This window comes from Arthrobacter sp. K5, assembly GCF_040448525.1.
In the GTDB taxonomy this organism is placed as follows: Bacteria; Actinomycetota; Actinomycetes; order Actinomycetales; family Micrococcaceae; genus Arthrobacter; species Arthrobacter globiformis.
In genome coordinates this window covers 2821591-2837472 of sequence record NZ_CP159279.1, presented here as the reverse complement: position 1 = coordinate 2837472, position 15882 = coordinate 2821591, and the positions used below count along the sequence as shown (strand labels likewise).

The following is a 15882-nucleotide window of genomic DNA, read 5'->3' as shown; positions in this document are numbered from 1 at the left end:
CAACGAGGACGAAGCCCTCGGCCGGGACGGTCCACATCAGCAAAACCCTCCGACCGACACCACCCAGACAGGGGACGATCATGCGCAGGCAGACCAAGGCACTGCACTTCGACATCCACGGCCGCGTCACGATACGCGTCGACGCAAAAGCGCCGGCCGCGGCCCAGCTCCAGAGCATGCTGGCGTGTTTCGCCACCGACACTGAACGGCCGGCCAACATCATCGTCGATGACCGGCCGGAGGCCATGCCGGATGCGGGCCTGGTCGAGCACGAGCTCGCGTACACGGAGAGCAGCGTGCGTTTCCAAGACGATCGGGTCCAGGTCGTGAGAGATGCAGAGCAGTGGCGCATTCACGGGCCGGGCGAGCTGTTGACCACCGTGGTGCCTGTTCTGGATTCCGCCATGGTGGGCCGAGGAGCCGCCATGATCCACGCGGCAACGATGGCGTACCGGGGTCACGCGATCGCGCTTCCCGCCGCCGGAGGGACCGGTAAGACGAGCACCGTAGCCAAGCTGATGCGGCGCGAGGGGTGGTCGTTCATGGGCGACGACTGGGCCTTCCTCACCGAAGACGCCACCCTACTCGGCTACGCGAAGCCGATGTTCATCAAGCCGCACCACCGGGCCATCTACCCGCACCTGTTCGAAGGTGTCCGGAAACCCCTGGTCCCGTCACGGCTCTCGGATAGCGTCAGCCGGCTCACCACCGTGGTGCACCCGTACGTCATCCGTTATCCGCGCCTCGCGGACTTCTCCCGGCGATGGTCGCCGGAGCACCGCATGGTCTCGCCGGGGACCGCGTTCCCGGGGCGGGAATTGACGACCTCGGCACCCCTCGCGGCCGCCATCTACGTTGAGCGCTTCGAGGGCGCCCGGTCTCGGGTCGTTGAGCGGACGAGCGAGTGGATGGTCGACCGCATGCTCGGCAATTTCCATATCGAGATGGCGGGCTTCTCGCAGCGGGTCGTGACCGGCCTGGCGGCCACGTCCGTCGTCCCCTGGCGCGAACACTTCACAGCGAAGGGGCTCGTGCTGGACAAGGCGCTCGACGGCCGGCCCTGCCACCTGCTGCAGGTGCCATCCTCGTACACGGCGGACGAGGCGTCGGACGACATCGTCCGGCATCTCGAGCAGCTGCTGCCGTCAGTCCTCGACGAGCAGATCTGAGGGGTGGAAACCGTGAGTAGCAGCCCTGCCGAGGTCACCGCCGTCGTTCCGGCCCGAAACGCGGAGAGCCTGCTCCCGCGCTGTCTCGAGGCCCTGCGCCAGTCCGGTGTCGCCGAGATCATCGTGGTGGACGGATTGTCGACCGACCGCACCGTCGACCTCGCCCTCGCGGCCGGTGCCCGGGTCCTGAGTGACGAGGGCCGCGGCCTGCCCTGGGCTCGAACGCTTGGTGTAAAGAGCAGCAGCACCCGCTGGGTCCTGCTCGTGGATGCCGACGTCGTCTTCGGGCCTTCGGGGGTCGGCGACCTGCTCACGGAGCTGGTGGAGGGCGGCTATGACGCACTACAAGCCGGCCTGGAGAGTGTCGCTGGACCAGGCTACTGGGGACAGGCGCTGGCACATCATCACCGCACCGGCCGCAGCCGCAACTGGTTCGGCCTCGTGGCGACGATCGTTGACCGGGACCTGATGCTGGGCCTGGGATTCGACGACTCGTTTAAATCGGGGGAGGACATAGAGCTGCGTTGGCGGATGCGCCAATCAGGGCTGCGAACAGGGGTGTCACAGCGGGTCACCGTCGAACACCGTTTCGCCGCAGACGACTTCGACTTCGCGCTCGACCAGTTCCTCATGGACGGAACGGGACTGGGCCGGATGGTCCGCAAGCACGGCTGGCGTGGTGCGAGGCTGGCGCTGCTGCCTGCCGCCGCGGCAGTCCGGGGCGGTGCCTTGAGTCTCGCCGCGGGCCAGCCCCGGTGGCTGCGCTACTACGTCGCCTTTTGCTGGTACAACTACGTGGGCCTGACAAGGGGTCTCGCGTCGTGATGGCCAGGGGCGTGAGGGCCAAGCGGGCGACCGCTGTCACGGACGCCTCGATCGTCCGGCACTCCGCCCTGCGCAGCTCGCTCGGCCTCGTTGCGGCCAAGGCTGCCCAGACGGGCGCTGGTTTCGCCTTCTGGATCGTGGCCGCGCGCGCGACGTCCGACCGTGAGGTCGGACTCACCACGGCCGCGGTCTCGGCAGTAATGATCTGCACGCAGCTCGCGGTGCTGGGCGCCGGATCTGCCGTGATCGTCTCGGTGGGGCGAGGGGAGCCGCCCGCTCGGGTGCTGGACGCGGCGTTTGCCATCGTGGGGGTCGCCGGAACAGTGCTGGCCCTCGGCTACCTCGTGCTGCAGTCTGTCGTGGCGCCGGACACGGCCTCGGCATCGGTTCTCTTCTGGCTCACGTTCCTCGTGGCTGCCGTCGCCGGAACCCTTGTCATCGTGCTGGACCAGGCGCTCGTGGCGTTGGGACGCGGTTCCAGCGCGACCTTGAGGTATGCGTTGGGAGGCGGGGTCTCACTCGCAGCTGCAGGGCTCGTGGCCTGGCGGGCGCACGGCGCCTCCGCCGACGTGCTGATGGCCTGCTGGACCCTCGGGACGGCGGTGGCGTGCGTCGTAGGTGCTGTCCAGCTGCGAAGACTGGTCGGCTACAGGCCCCGGCCGTCCTTGCGCTCGGCGCGCGGCCGTCCACTGCTGGCGCTGGGCATTCCGCACCAGCTCCTCACCCTCACCGAGCGAACCCCTGGGCTGGTGCTGCCGCTCCTGCTCGCGCACATGGTTGCGCCGGAGGCAGCCGCCTACTGGTACCCCGCATGGATGATGGCCTGGGCCGCCTATACCGCTCCGGTGCTGATGGGCATCGTCCAGTTCTCAGAGGGTGTCCGCGACGCGGACCGCCTGGTGTCAACCACATGGGCGAGTCTCCGTTGGTCGCTCACCGTGGGGGGCCTGGCTGCCGCCGTCCTCGTCCTCTTCGCCCACCCGCTGCTCAATCTGCTGGGGGAGCGGTACGCCGAGTCGTCCGCCGGCGCTCTGCGGTGGTTGGCGGCCGGACTGGTGCCGTACGCGGTGCTGCAGGCCTACAACGCCGTCTGCCGGGCCAGCGGCCGCTACGCGGAGGCAATCGTGGTCGGTGTGGCGCTCGGTACCGCACTCTGCGCCTCAGCCCTGGCGGCCGCCGACAGGGGGGCCACCGCCATGGCCCTTGCATGGCTGGTGGTGCTCTCCATCGGGGCAGTGATGGTCGGCCTCCGGCTGGTCGCTGTCCTCCGGCGCGTCACGCAGGACGCGCCATGATCAGCACGCACGATGGGACCTGCCGCAGCGACGGACGCTGGAATCCCCGTTACGTGTGGCCGACAGTGATGTGGATCGTCGTGGTGGTTGTGCTCATCGCGTCCGGAGCCTTCGTGCCGGACGTGCCGCGGGATGAGCTCGCGCTCCGTGAACTGGGTATCGCTGATGCCCTCTCGCGCATCCAGGGGATCGAGCCCAGCATCGAGGGGCACTTCGGCTGGCCGGGGTTGTTCGCCCTCCGAGCCCCGATGGGCCGGGCCAGACACCGGACAGCCCTGGCAGAGGCTCCTTGGATTGAGGACGATGTAGCTGCGCCTCTTCCTTCCGCGCACTCCGGGAGTGCTCGGGTGAGCCACGCGGCGCGGTGGTGGCTCCTCAGCGATCTGCACCTGGGCGCGACGGACGACGATCCGCGGTGCCCCGGGAGGATGCTGCCCCAGTTCCTGTGCCGTGAGGTGCTCGCCGCCTCCGGTCCGCAGCAGCACATCGCCTTCGTCGGTGACACGTTCGAGCTGGTGGGGTTCGCCGAGGACGAAAGCCTGGCCCGGCTCGAGTCCATCCTCACCCGCCACCCCGACACGTTCTGGGCGCTGCAGGCCTGCGCGGCCCGCGGCGTGCAGCTGCACTTCGTGTGCGGCAACCACGACGCGGACCTGGCCCGCCCCTCAGTTGCCGCACGCCTGTCGGCGTTGTTATCACCGGCCGAGCCGGCACGGGTCCAGGTGTACCCGTGGTTCCTCCACGTGCCCCGTGTGCTGGTGGCCGAGCACGGGCACCAGCACCATGCCCTGCATCGGATGCCCGAGGTGCTCCGCGTGGCGGTCAACGGCACCGACGGGCTGGACCTGCCGCCGCTCGCCGCCTGGCACGCCGACCCATCGAAGTCTCCCCTGAGCCGTGCCGCGGCCGTTGCCCGGGCGTGTCTGGCGTCCGAGCGGGCGGAACGCCGCGTCCGGGAGCTCGCATACTTTGAGCTGTTGCAGGCCGAGTCACGGCGGCTCGCGCTTGATGAAGTGGCCATTCGGGACCTGGCGCACCTCTCCCGGTTCCGGACGGTGTCGGCGCTCCCGGTCGCCGCGACTCGCATGGTGCTAGCAGCCGCCGGGCGCAGAGCCGCCGGCAAGAGGGCTCCTGCTGCAGCGGCCCGGTTCGCACATACTCTCAGGGCGCACGGCGCCGGCGTGGCCTGGTACGTCTCGGCCCACACCCACCGGGCCTTCGAAGCGGCGCTCGAGGCGTGCCCCACCCGATACGTCAACACCGGCACATGGAGTTCGGACGTCCGCGGTCGTGGACCTGACCAGACGGACCGTCGGGCGTTCCCCTACGCCGTGGTCGACGTCGCCCGCGACGGTAGCACCAACGGCGGGCTGCGGTACTGGCGTCCGGACGGTACGTGAGCCATTGCTCAAGAAGCCGGTACGAACGTTCCGATTATGGTTCTGCCCGCATCTGTAATTAGGGAGTACGATGTGGGTGGAAACGAAAACGGCACGATCGTACCGGCGCGGGAGCGAATGTGGCTCAGGATTTTGCAGCACATCTTGCAGCAGCCGTCCGTGCCCGTCGTGGGGCCCTCCGCCTGAGCCAGCAGGACCTCGCGGACATGGCCGGAGTCTCCGAGCGCTTCGTCCGCTTCGTGGAACAGGGCAAGCCGAGTCTCCGGCTGGACACCCTGTTGGCCTTGCTGGACACCCTCGGCGTCGAGCTCCAGCTCGCAACCCGGACCAGCGCCGCCGCCCGCGCGCTGGCCGCCCAACCGCCGGCCGCCCAACCGCTGGCAGCCCAAACGTTGGTGACCCAGCCGCCGCCGGCCGTCCCGCCGTCGGCCGCACCGCTGGAAGGCAACGGACCCAGCGCACGGGAGAGCCAGCCGTGAGGCACCGCATCGCGGACATCTACAAGCGCGGCGTCCTGGCCGCCCGGCTGGAGCGGCACGACGGCGGCACCAGGTTCAGCTATCTGCCGGCGTACCTGCAAAGCGGCCGCCCCGCCGTCGCGAGTTCGCTGCCGCTCACTGAAGAACCCGTACTCTCCGGGGCGGGTGCCGCGCCGCCGTACTTCACCGGGCTGCTCCCGGAGGGCCGGCGGCTGAACGCGCTTCGCCGGTCCATCAAGACCAGCGCCGACGACGACCTATCCCTGCTCATCGCCGCCGGCGGCAACCCGGTGGGCGACGTGCAGATCGTGGGCCACGGGGAGCCGCTCGACCCGGAGGAGCACGCCGTCGAGGTGGACCCGCGCCGGCCCGTTGACTTTGACGAGCTGCTGGGCGACTCGGGCCTCATCGATCCGGTGGCACTCGCCGGCGTACAGGACAAGCTGTCCGCCGGGATGATCTCCATGCCGGTGGCAAGCGCGGGGCGCCGGTTCATCCTCAAGCTCAACGCCCCGGAATTCCCGCACGTGGTGGAGAACGAGTTCATCATGTTCCGCTACGCGGCCAAGCTGCGGATTCCGCTGAGCCGGGTGCAGCTGATGCGCGACGTCGCGGGCCGGCCGGGGCTGCTGGTGGAGCGCTTCGACCGGGTGCCGCTGCAACGCAAGGTCACCGACAGTGCGCCGGACGCGGTGCAGCGGCTCGCCGTCGAGGACGGCGCACAGGTCCTGAAGCTCTACCCGGCGGACAAGTACAACGTGGGGTTCGGAACGGTGTGCCACGCGCTCGCCGAGTACTGCTCGGCGCCGCTGCCGGCGCTGCGGAACCTCGCCATCCAGGCCGCCTTCGCGCTGCTGAGCGGCAACGGCGACCTGCATGCGAAAAACGTGTCCATGGTGCAGCAGCCGCACGGGGAGTGGTCCATCGCGCCCGTGTACGACATCCCCTCCACAGTGGTCTACGGGGACAAGACGCTCGCCCTGACGCTCGGCGGCAAGCGCAGCGGCATCTCCCGCAAACACTTCCTGGCCTGGGCCACGGGCCTCGGGCTGCCACAACGCACTGCGGTGCAGGCGGTGGATTTGGCGCTGAAGGCTGCGGGTCCGCTGCTGGCTGATCTGGAGGCCGGGACGGCTTTTGCGGCAACTGCCGCCGGTTCAAGGGCTGCCCCAGTTCCAACGGCCACCGTTTCAACGGACGACGGCGGCGCCTCGCCTTTTCCGGACATGGTCACCAGGGCTTGGGTCAAGGAGCTCAAGCATCGGCGGCGGCTGCTGGAGGGGTGAGCCCGGGAAGCCTAAAGCCCAGGACCGCCGTCGTACCAGCGGAGTACGCGCAGGGCCCGAAGCGTGTTCCAGCGGCTGGGGCGCCCGTCGCCGTCCTCCATGGTGAAGTGGATGCGGCCGGGGTGGGTGTTCTCGAGCAGCCAGGTTCCGTCGGGCTGCCGTTTTGAGTGGAGCAGACCGACGGCCTCGGCAAGCCGGGTGTCCGGCGGTCCGTCCGCGTCCTGGAAATACTTGTCCTGGAAATACGCGTCGCGGAAGTAGTCAAGGCCGCGCAGCGCGTCGTAGAACCAGCGGGTCGGGTAGGAAAACTGCAGCCACTCCGGGTCCACCAGCTCTCCGGTGCTCTTGCGCCGGAGCAGCGCCCGTTCCAGCAGGTATTCCTCGCCCCGCTTCCGCGCGGCAACCGACTCCGGAATTCCGCCCGTGGCCCGCTCATGTTCCAGCAGCCCTTCCAGCACATTGATGGTGGTCGCGAACGACGAACGCACCGACCCCCGCTCCGCCTCGCAGTTCCAGCCGCCGTCCGCGAGCTGCTCGCCGAGAAGCCGCCGGACGATGCCGTCGACGTCCTCGCCGAAGTACGCTCCGAGGGCGACGGCCTTGCCGTTGATGCAGGGCTCCACCTCGCCGTCGAAGAACGGCTGGCCGCCCTCTTCCCAGCGGCTGTTCTCCCGCACTTTTCGGACCGCGGCGCGTGCCTGCCCGCAGCCGGGGTCGAGTCGGAGGTCGCGCAGGAGCAGCAGGCTGTAGGTCGTTGCGGTCCAGGGCTGGCCCGCCTCGGAGCCGTCGTAGGGGACCGGGAAGAATGTGCCGCCGTCCCACTGGCCATCGTCGCCCTGCAGGGCAAGCATGCGCGCACCCCAGCCCTCGGCGGCCACCCGGGCACGCTCCGTTCGCACCACGTCGGCGGGCGCATCCGTCAGGTCACGCAGGACCTGCCACCGGATCGCGGGGTCGGAATCGAGTAACCAGTCGAGCACGCGTCTAACCGGGCCGGTAACCGGAAGCTAGAGGTGCTGGATGCCCGCGCGCTGCATGGCGTCCTTATAGACCTCCACGCTCTTGGTCAGGAGTTCTTCCTGCTTGGCCTCGGAAACAGCAAAGGCCCGCCCGCCGAGCGCGCTGGCCTTGTAGATTTTGATGCCGTTGTTCTTGAGTGAGTAATGGTACGTCTTCTCGAAGAGGGTCAGGAAAGTGGCGGCGTCGGTCCCGTGGGCGATGATGGCCGAGACGCGCCGGTTGATCTTCAAGAACTGCCGGAAGGGGCGCAGGCCGTCCGTTTTTTCCTGGACGCTGAGGGCCGAGGGCATGTCCGGGTCGCGTACCCAGGGGTAGGCGTTCCACGGCATGACGTAGCGCGGATCCAGCTCGGCGAGCTCGTAGATCTGGGTGGCGCGCCGGGCGGCCTCATCATCGTTGAAATGGGATACGAAACCGGACTCGGTTCCCTTGCCCGGGCTGACCTGGAGGCTCACAATCCGGCATTCGTCCTCGTCATGGACGGGGTCGATGTAAGGAACGGTCGATCCCGGCTTCTTCTCCATGAGTTCATCGCACAGTTGCGTCACTGCTGCGATGTTCGGTTCCTGTAGCAGGGCTTTCTTTTCGTCCCAGTCAATCGTCACGATTTCTCCCTTAGCTGCATGGCGTCCAAGAATCAGGCGTCTTAGGCCACTCTACGCTTTTGACGGTAAGGGTGGGTGGGGGAGTTCCCGCCGACCCAACAGGACTCCTAAACCCCTGCACCGCGGAACGTGAACCGGCCCGCCACGAGCGTTGCGGCGACGGGCATTCCAGCGAACACAGCATCCGGCGCGGCAAGGGGATCCGCATCCAGCACGGCGATATCCGCCACAGCCCCGGCCCGGATCCGGCCGCACCCCCGCGTTGATGCGAGCAGCGCCTCCTCCCGGGTCAGTGCCTGCTCCGGGTGCCAGGGGCCGCGGCCGTCGTTCCGCGCCCGCGTCGTCGCCGCGGACATCGCCAGCCACGGATCCAAGGGGGCCACCGGCGCATCGGAACCCAGCGCCAGCCGCGCCCCGCCGTCCAGCAGCGAACGCAGCGGGAAGGCCCGGCCAGTGCGGCCGGCCCAGTTGGCGTCAGCGGCGTCGCGGTCGTCGAGCGCGTGGGCGGGCTGGACGCTGGCCGTCAGGCCAAGCTCACCGAACCGCGCGAAGTCCTCCTGCCGCACAAACTGTGCATGCTCGATCCGGCCTCCGGTCCCGGCTTCGGCGAAGGCATCGAGCGCAACCTGGTTGGCGCCGTCGCCAATGGCGTGGACCGCCGGCACAAAGCCCGTTTCCCGGGCCCTGGCGAGCAGCGCAACCAGCTCGGCTTCGCTCACGGTCAGGATGCCGTGCCCGCCGTGCGGGTACGGGTCAACACAGAAGGCGGTGCGCGTGTTGAGGGAGCCGTCGATGAGCACCTTCAGCGGACCCACCCGCAGGAGTCCCGCCCCGCCGCCGACCGTTTGCCCCGTCCGCATGCCCGCGTCGGCCGCCCGCTCCAGGTCCTCCGGATACACGCCCGCGTCAACGCGCAGAGAGCCGAACCCGCCGGCGATCCGGCGCAGCCACACGTCACGGTTCCACGTCATCTCCAGATCCACCACGCCCACAACACCCCGGGCGGCGGCTTCCTGGCCGGCCGTGCGCACCCAACCGTCCACGACGTCGTCGGGCAGCTTTCCGAGCTCCCGCGTGACGGCGAACGCAGCCTCCTCGCGGAGCAGCCCGTCTGCCGGGAGCTGAAGACCGTATCTCCGGGCGGCCGCTGAGTTCAGCCAGACACAGTGCAGATCATGGCTGATCAGGGCTGTGGGCACTTCCCGGGTGGCGTCGTCGAGCATTTCGGCGCTGGGGACGTCGTCCCATACGGCGTCCCGGAAGCCTGCGCCCACCACCGTCACTTTCCGGTCCGCCCCGGTACCCGCCGCCGTCATCCGGTTACGGACAAGCTCGACGGCGGCGCGCGCCGAAGCGGCGCCGGACAGGTCGATCCGGTTGGCGGCCAGCGCCCACTGCGTCATGTGGACGTGCTCGTCCCATAGGCCGGGCACGACGAAACGCCCCTCAAGATTCAGCACCTGGGCATCCGCTGCCGTGGGACCTGCGCGGCGTTCTCCGGCTGCGGTGATCGCCGAGACGTGGCCGTCGCGGATATGGACGTCGCGGCATTCTGTCTCGCCGGGCAGTCTCACGGAGGCCAGCACCAAGTCGGTGGGCGTCGGGCGTTGCGTTGCTTCGTGGTCCTCGCTGGAAGGCATAGGGACAGGCTAGGCAGGTTTCCGGCCAGCGCCAATCAGAGGTCCGCCGGAACGCCTCTTCCCTGTGCCAGCAACAGGGTGCATTCTGGACGTTACACGGTTCCGACAAAGAAGTCGGGGAGGCGTTTGCCATATGAACCTTAGTATCCGGTCCCTTCGAGTGCTCGGACCATGCCGTCTTGGGCAGCAGCGGCCCGCCGCGGGGACGTGACGCCCATGGACCGCACTTCCAGCCATCACCGCCTCAAGGTCGTGGTCCACATCGACGCCAACATGGAGCGCGCCTGCATCGAGGTCCGCGGAACGCTGACACCGGCCAACATCCGGGCGCTTTATGTTGTGGCGCGGCGTGCCAGGACTCTGCTGCCGGGCAAGGAAATCATTCTGGACCTGTCGATGGCCCGTGCCGCCATGGACATCATCACCGCGCTCCATGATCCCGCCCAGCTCACCCAACTCAGCGGTGAAGGCACGTCCGAGAAACCCTGCCGGCTCAGCATTCTGGACCCCCGTCCGGGCATCCACGCGCACCCCTCATTCACCCACGGTCACGGCGACCACAAGCACGCCGACCATAAGCACGGTGTCCACCTGCGTGCTGACGACACCGGCCGCAGTGCCCGGGACAAGGAACTGGCATGAAACCCGGCCGCATGGTGATGCTCGTCCTCGGTACGATCGCCGCACTCCTGGGGCTGGGGCTGCTGGCGGGCGCTGCCGGGGTGGGCTGGCTCAACTTCCAGCAGCGCGACGAAGGCTACTTCACCACGCAGTCGCACCGGTTCGATGCCGCGTCCTCCGCCATCACCGCGGCAGGGCTGGACGTCATGGTCAGCGGCAGGCTGCCGGACGTCATTCCTTCGGAAACGGCCGGCAGCATCCTGCTCCGCGGAGTGGCCGCCAACCCGGGCAAGGGCATCTTTATTGGTGTCGCACCGCAGCAGGAGGCGGCGCGCTATCTCGAGGGAGTGAAGCGCTCCGAAATCCGGGAACTGAATCTGCGGCCCTTCAGGGTCGATTACACCGAAGTGCCGGGAACACGGACGCCGGCCCGCCCCGGAGCCCAGAACTTCTGGGCGGCATCCGCTGAGGGCACCGGCACGCAGGAACTCAAATGGAACGTCCTTCCCGGCAGCTGGACCGTGGTGGTCATGAACGCCGACGCCACCGCCCCGGTTTCCGTGGATCTGCAGGCCGGCGTCCGCTCCGACCTGCTCTGGCCGCTGTTCCTGTGGCTGCTCATCGCCGGGATCGTGTTGCTGGTCATCGGCGTGCCGCTGATCGTTGCCGGGGCAATGGGGCTTGGACGGCACGGTCCGCCGCCGCACCTTCCGCCGGGCCAGTACTACCCCGGCCAGGACCACCCGGGTCGCTACCCTCCTGGCCATCCGCTCGCGGGCCGTGCTCAGCCGGTGGAAAGCCCGACGGCGGGACCTCCCGCCGCTGCCGGCGCCTCCGGGCCGCTCGCCAGTTCTGCCGTGCCGGGCGGAAGTGCAGGCGTTCCGCCCGGGAACGCTGGGGTACCACCGGGGGCCACGCCTGTGCCACCAGGCATGCAGCCGGCTTCCCCATACTCGGCTCCTGGCTATCCCGCGCCCGGCTATCCCGCCCCCGGCAGCGGGGCGGGCGCACCGCCGCCGCCCGCCGTCGTCGACCTTTTGGAGAACCCGAGGTACCCGGCCCGCCTGACAGGCCATGTGGACCCGGCGCTGTCCCGGTGGATGTGGCTGGTCAAATGGTTCCTGGCCATCCCGCACCTGATCGTCCTGTTCTTCCTCTGGTTCGCACTGATCGTGACCAGCATCGTGGCGTGGTTCGCGATCCTGTTCACGGCCCGCTACCCGCACTCACTGTTCAACTTCAATGTGGGCGTGCTGCGCTGGAGCTGGAGGGTGTCCTTCTATGCCTTCACGGCGATCGGCACGGACCGCTACCCGCCCTTCACCCTGGCCCGCACCGACTACCCGGCCGACTTTGAGGTGGACTATCCGGACCACCTGTCGCGCGGCCTGGTGCTGGTGAAGTCCTGGCTGCTCGCCATCCCGCACCTCCTGGTTGTGGGCGTGCTCGCAGGTTCCTCGCGTACCTGGGTGGCGGCGTCAGATGACGACTTCGCCGGTGCCGGCCGGTACTCGGCAGGAGGCGCCGTCTCCCTGCTCTCGCTCCTGGCCTTCATCGCCGGCGTCATCCTGCTGTTCACCGGCAGGTACCTCCGGAGCCTGTTCGACCTGCTGATCGGACTCAACCGCTGGGTCTACCGCGTCCTGGCATACATCGCGCTGATGCGGGACGAGTATCCTCCGTTCCGGCTCGACATGGGGCCCGTCGATCCGGGCGGACCGCCGGCCGCCAGTCCACCAGCCACCCCACCGGGAAGGCCATCATGAAACTCACGGTCCACACCTTCGTGAGCCTCGACGGCGTCATGCAGGGCCCGGGAGGCAGGGACGAGGACACCAGCGGCGGCTTCGAATTCGGCGGCTGGGTGGTGCCGCTCTTCGACGAGGACATGGGCAGGATGGTGAACGCATGGTTCGCCGAAGCCGACGCCATCCTCCTTGGCCGCACCACCTACCAGATGTTCCAGCCCTACTGGGAGCAGGTCACCGACCCGGACGATGCCGTAGCCAAGGCGCTCAACAGTCTGCCCAAATATGTGGTGTCCTCAACTCTGACCGAGGCGACGTGGAACAACACCACCATCCTCCCGGCGAATTTCCTTGAGGCTGTTGACGACCTCAAATCAGGCCCGGGCCGGGAGCTTCAGGTCCACGGCAGCTACCGGCTGGTCCGTGCCCTGCACGACGCCGGCCTGGTGGACGAGTACCGGCTGATCATCTTCCCGCTGGTCCTGGGCCAGGGCAAGCGGCTCTTCGAACCCGGCGTCACGCCCTCGGCGTTTACCCTGGCCGGGAGCAAGGCGACGTCATCAGGTGCGGTCCACCTGACCCTGCTGCCCGCAGCCTTCGGTGCCGCCGACCTGGAGGTGGGGGAGTTCGAGGTGCGGGACGGCCGCGAGCAGGTCAAGGACTGACGCCGCACTGGATTCAGCCCAGGCCGCGCAGGCGCTCCATTTCACGGCGGTCCTTTTTGGTCGGCCGGCCCGTCCCGCGGTCCCGCTGCGGCAGCCCCAGCGCCGGAGCCGCGGGCCGGGGAGGCGTATGGTCGGTGAAACAGTGCGAGGCTGCCTCCGCGCCCACGCGCTTGGCGATGAGCCGGCGCACTTCGAGGATGCGTTCGTAGCCGGGCTGGCGGACGCGCACGGTGTCCCCGGGCACGAGGGACTGCGAGGCCTTGGCCGGGTTCCCGTTGATGCGGACATGCCCGGCGCGGCAGGCGGCGGTGGCGGCTGAGCGTGTCTTGTAGGCGCGGATGGCCCAGAGCCAGGCGTCGACGCGGACGGTGCTCGGGGCTGAGGGAAGGCTGCTCATGGTTGCAGCCGAGTATAGCCGGGCGCCGCGGGGTAGGCGGCTACGCGACGAGGACGGCGGCGGCTGAGTCCATGTGCTCGCGGATGGTGTTGCGGGCCAGGGTGGCGTCGCCGGTCTCGATGGCGGCAACGATGTCGTTGTGCCGGTCCACGCTCATGTTCCGCACGCCCTTTTCGAGCCCGGCGAACATGATGGACATCCGGATGGACCCTTCCAGGGATTCCCAGGAGTGCAGCAGGGTCTCGTTGCCGGTGAGGCGGCACATGGTGCGGTGGAACTCGAGGTCGGATTCGACCCGCTCCTCCAGGGTGCCGTGGGTGGCCGCCTCCATGGCCTGGATGGCCGCGCGGAGCGACCCGATGACGTGCTGCCGGTCCGGCAGTTCGCACAGCGTGCGGGCCGCCAGGGATTCAAGGGCCGCCCGGACGGAGTAGATGTCGCGGATTTCCTTGGCATCCAGGTGGCGGACCGAGAGCCTGCCGCGGGCCCCGGCTGACACGAGGCCCTCCTGCTCGAGCTGCCGCAGGGCCTCCCGGAGAGTGCCGCGGCTGATCTGCAGCATTTCGGACAGCTCGGTTTCCACGAGGTGCCGGCCAGGCTCGAGGGCACCGCTGGTGATGGCGGTGCGCAACGCGGCCAGCGCCTGCTCGCGAAGGCTCTTCTTTTCCAGTCCCAGCAGGGTTGCTGTCGCGGCCATCGGATTCTCCCAAGGTCAGGGGTCGACTGTTTACAGTCGCCGTGTTAACAATGATGCCACGGCAGGAGCGCGGGGCCGGCTGTTGTCCCCGCGCTCCTGCCGCGGCCGTGCGTGAGCCGGGCCGAAGCCGGATCTCAGCCGAGTTCGGCGAGCACCTTCGCGACGATGCGCTGGACGGACAGGCCGTAGCGTTCGTGCAGTGTTGGCAGGGCGCCGGCATCGAGGAATTCGTCGGGCAGGGCCACCGGCACCACGCGCTTGCCCAGGCCTGCGGTGACCACGGCGGATGCGACGGTCTCGAACAGACCGCCGATGACGCTGTGGTTTTCCAGGGTCACCGCCAGCCGGTCGGTGTTGATCTCGGCCAGGACGGTTGCGGCGTCGAACGGTTTGATGGTGGGGGTGTGCACGACGGCGACGTCCACGTTGTGTTCCGCCAAAGCCTTGGCGGCCTGGAGGGCACGCATGGTCATGAGGCCGCTGGAGACGAAGACGACGTCGTTGCCCCCGCGCAGGACCTTGGCCTTGCCGAGTTCGAAGGTGTAGTCGTACTCGTCCAGCACCGTGGGCACGTTGCCGCGGAGCAGGCGCAGGTAGGTGGGCCCGTCGCTGGCGGCCAGTTGCGGGACGGCCTGTTCGATGTCGATGGAGTCACACGGGTCCACGATGGTCAGGTTGGGCATGCCGCGGAAGATCGCCATGTCCTCGGTGGCCTGGTGGCTGGGGCCGTAGCCGGTGGTGAGTCCGGGGAGGCCGCCCACGATGTTGACGTTCAGGTTGGGCTCGGCCGCGTCCAGGCAGAGGAAGTCGTAGGCGCGGCGGGCAGCGAAAACGGAGTAGGTGGAGGCGAACGGCACCAGGCCGGTCTCGGCAAGGCCCGCGGCTGCGCCGAAGAGGAGCTGCTCGGCCATGCCCATCTGGAAGAACCGCTCCGGGAAGGCCTGCGCGAAGATGTGCATGTCCGTGTACTTGCCCAGGTCCGCGGTCAGGCCGACGATCCTGTCGTTCTCCTGCGCGGCCTTGACCAGGGCATGCCCGAACGGGGCAGAGGTGGTTTTCTGGCCCGGGTCGGCGAACGACGCGATCATGGCCGAGGTCTTGAGCTTGGGCTTGGCGGCTGTTGTGGTGTCGGGGGCCTCGGTGGTGGCGCTCATGCTGAAGCCTTTCCTTCGTATCCTGCGGTCAGCTGCTCGCGGCAGAGCTGCCATTCGTGTTCTTCGATGCGCATGAAGTGCGCCTTTTCCCGTTCCTCCAGCAGCGGCACGCCGCGGCCCACCTTGGTGTCGCAGAGGATTACGGAGGGGCGTCCGCTGGTGGCGGCCTGGGCTGCGGCGTTGTCGAACGCGGCGAGCAGCGCGGCCATGTCGTTGCCGTCCACCCGCTGGGTGTACCAGCCGGCGGCTTCCCATTTTTCGGTGATCGGTTCGGTGCGGAGCACGGTGTCGGTCTTGCCGTCGGCCTGCAGGGCGTTGATGTCCACCATGGCGGTCAGGTTGCCGAGCTGGTGGTGGTGGGCGCCCATGGCTGCTTCCCAGGTGGAGCCCTCGTCCAGTTCCCCGTCGGAGAGGAAGTTGTAGATCCTGGCGCTGGAGCCCTGGTAGCGCAGGCCCAGCGCCATGCCGACAGCGATGGTCAGTCCGTGGCCCAGGGAGCCGCCGGAGATTTCCATGCCGGGGGTGTAGGTGGACATTCCGGACATCGGAAGCCGGGAATCATCGGAGCCGTAGGTCTCCAGCTCGGAGACGGGGACGATGCCGGCCTCGGCCAGCGCGGCGTAGTGTCCGATGGCGTAGTGCCCGGTGGAGAGCAGGAACCGGTCGCGGCCCTCCCAGTGCGGATCCTCGGCGCGGTACCGGAGCTGGTCGGCGTACACGGCGGCGAGCATGTCCGCTGCGCCCAGCGCCTGGCCCACATAGCCCTGGCCCTGGACCTCGCCCATGTTCAAGGCGTGGTGCCGGATCCGGTAGGCGGCGGCACTGACCCGCTCAAGTCGGTCGGTGACAGTTTCCTGGGTCATTCGTTCCTTCTGGGGGAG

At 68.6% G+C, this 15882-nt stretch carries 16 protein-coding genes; 9 read left to right on the top strand and 7 right to left on the bottom strand.

What is annotated here, in order from left to right; all coding sequences use genetic code 11:
- Positions 1–80: 80 nt before the first annotated feature.
- From ABRP34_RS12800 to ABRP34_RS12775, 6 genes are all read left to right on the top strand, one after another.
- On the top strand, positions 81–1169 hold the full coding sequence (locus tag ABRP34_RS12800; RefSeq protein WP_353710464.1) for a hypothetical protein: 1089 nt from the start codon (positions 81–83) through the stop codon (positions 1167–1169).
- 12 nt (positions 1170–1181) lie between these two features.
- Positions 1182–1994, top strand: coding sequence for a glycosyltransferase (locus ABRP34_RS12795; protein WP_353710463.1), 813 nt, complete (start codon positions 1182–1184; stop codon positions 1992–1994).
- 11 nt (positions 1995–2005) lie between these two features.
- A complete protein-coding gene (locus ABRP34_RS12790) occupies positions 2006–3289 on the top strand; it encodes a polysaccharide biosynthesis protein (protein ID WP_245531460.1) in 1284 nt (427 codons plus the stop codon).
- Positions 3286–4689 carry a hypothetical protein gene (locus ABRP34_RS12785; protein WP_003798634.1) on the top strand — a complete coding sequence of 468 codons (1404 nt, stop codon included), beginning with the start codon at positions 3286–3288 and terminating at the stop codon, positions 4687–4689. The genes ABRP34_RS12790 and ABRP34_RS12785 overlap by 4 nt, the downstream gene beginning before the upstream one ends.
- 119 nt (positions 4690–4808) lie before the next feature.
- Positions 4809–5168 (top strand): type II toxin-antitoxin system Y4mF family antitoxin, encoded by a 360-nt coding sequence (locus tag ABRP34_RS12780; protein ID WP_353710462.1) that lies wholly within the window; start codon positions 4809–4811, stop codon positions 5166–5168.
- Entirely contained in the window at positions 5165–6454 is a 1290-nt protein-coding gene (locus tag ABRP34_RS12775; RefSeq protein WP_353710461.1) for a HipA domain-containing protein, read from the top strand. The genes ABRP34_RS12780 and ABRP34_RS12775 overlap by 4 nt, the downstream gene beginning before the upstream one ends.
- Before the next feature lie 11 nt (positions 6455–6465).
- Here the strand turns inward: ABRP34_RS12775 and ABRP34_RS12770 are convergent, their stop codons facing one another.
- From ABRP34_RS12770 to ABRP34_RS12760, 3 genes are all read right to left on the bottom strand, one after another.
- Positions 6466–7434, bottom strand: coding sequence for a hypothetical protein (locus ABRP34_RS12770; protein ID WP_353710460.1), 969 nt, complete (start codon positions 7432–7434; stop codon positions 6466–6468).
- 27 nt (positions 7435–7461) lie between these two features.
- Positions 7462–8079, bottom strand: a complete 618-nt coding sequence (locus tag ABRP34_RS12765; RefSeq protein WP_003798625.1) for a uracil-DNA glycosylase — start codon at positions 8077–8079, stop codon at positions 7462–7464.
- A gap of 107 nt (positions 8080–8186) precedes the next feature.
- Entirely contained in the window at positions 8187–9719 is a 1533-nt protein-coding gene (locus ABRP34_RS12760) for an amidohydrolase (protein ID WP_353710459.1), read from the bottom strand.
- Positions 9720–9935: 216 nt separating this feature from the next.
- Here ABRP34_RS12760 and ABRP34_RS12755 point away from each other — a divergent pair, with 216 nt between their 5' ends.
- From ABRP34_RS12755 to ABRP34_RS12745, 3 genes are read left to right on the top strand one after another with little or no spacing between them, the layout of a single operon-like run.
- Positions 9936–10361 carry a hypothetical protein gene (locus ABRP34_RS12755; RefSeq protein WP_353710458.1) on the top strand — a complete coding sequence of 142 codons (426 nt, stop codon included), beginning with the start codon at positions 9936–9938 and terminating at the stop codon, positions 10359–10361.
- Complete coding sequence (locus tag ABRP34_RS12750; RefSeq protein WP_353710457.1) at positions 10358–12106, top strand: DUF4389 domain-containing protein; 1749 nt, start codon at positions 10358–10360, stop codon at positions 12104–12106. The genes ABRP34_RS12755 and ABRP34_RS12750 overlap by 4 nt, the downstream gene beginning before the upstream one ends.
- Positions 12103–12753: a dihydrofolate reductase family protein gene (locus tag ABRP34_RS12745; protein WP_003798616.1), complete on the top strand. Its 651-nt coding sequence runs from the start codon at positions 12103–12105 to the stop codon at positions 12751–12753. The genes ABRP34_RS12750 and ABRP34_RS12745 overlap by 4 nt, the downstream gene beginning before the upstream one ends.
- A 13-nt stretch (positions 12754–12766) precedes the next feature.
- Here the strand turns inward: ABRP34_RS12745 and ABRP34_RS12740 are convergent, their stop codons facing one another.
- The 4 genes from ABRP34_RS12740 to ABRP34_RS12725 all read right to left on the bottom strand — a co-directional run bounded on the left by ABRP34_RS12740 (position 12767) and on the right by ABRP34_RS12725 (position 15864).
- Complete coding sequence (locus ABRP34_RS12740; protein WP_003798614.1) at positions 12767–13150, bottom strand: RNA-binding S4 domain-containing protein; 384 nt, start codon at positions 13148–13150, stop codon at positions 12767–12769.
- Between the two features lie 40 nt (positions 13151–13190).
- Entirely contained in the window at positions 13191–13847 is a 657-nt protein-coding gene (locus ABRP34_RS12735) for a GntR family transcriptional regulator (RefSeq protein WP_003798612.1), read from the bottom strand.
- A gap of 134 nt (positions 13848–13981) precedes the next feature.
- Positions 13982–15001, bottom strand: a complete 1020-nt coding sequence (locus tag ABRP34_RS12730; RefSeq protein WP_353710456.1) for a transketolase C-terminal domain-containing protein — start codon at positions 14999–15001, stop codon at positions 13982–13984.
- Positions 14998–15864, bottom strand: a complete 867-nt coding sequence (locus tag ABRP34_RS12725) for a transketolase (RefSeq protein WP_043417766.1) — start codon at positions 15862–15864, stop codon at positions 14998–15000. The genes ABRP34_RS12730 and ABRP34_RS12725 overlap by 4 nt, the downstream gene beginning before the upstream one ends.
- Positions 15865–15882: the final 18 nt, after the last annotated feature.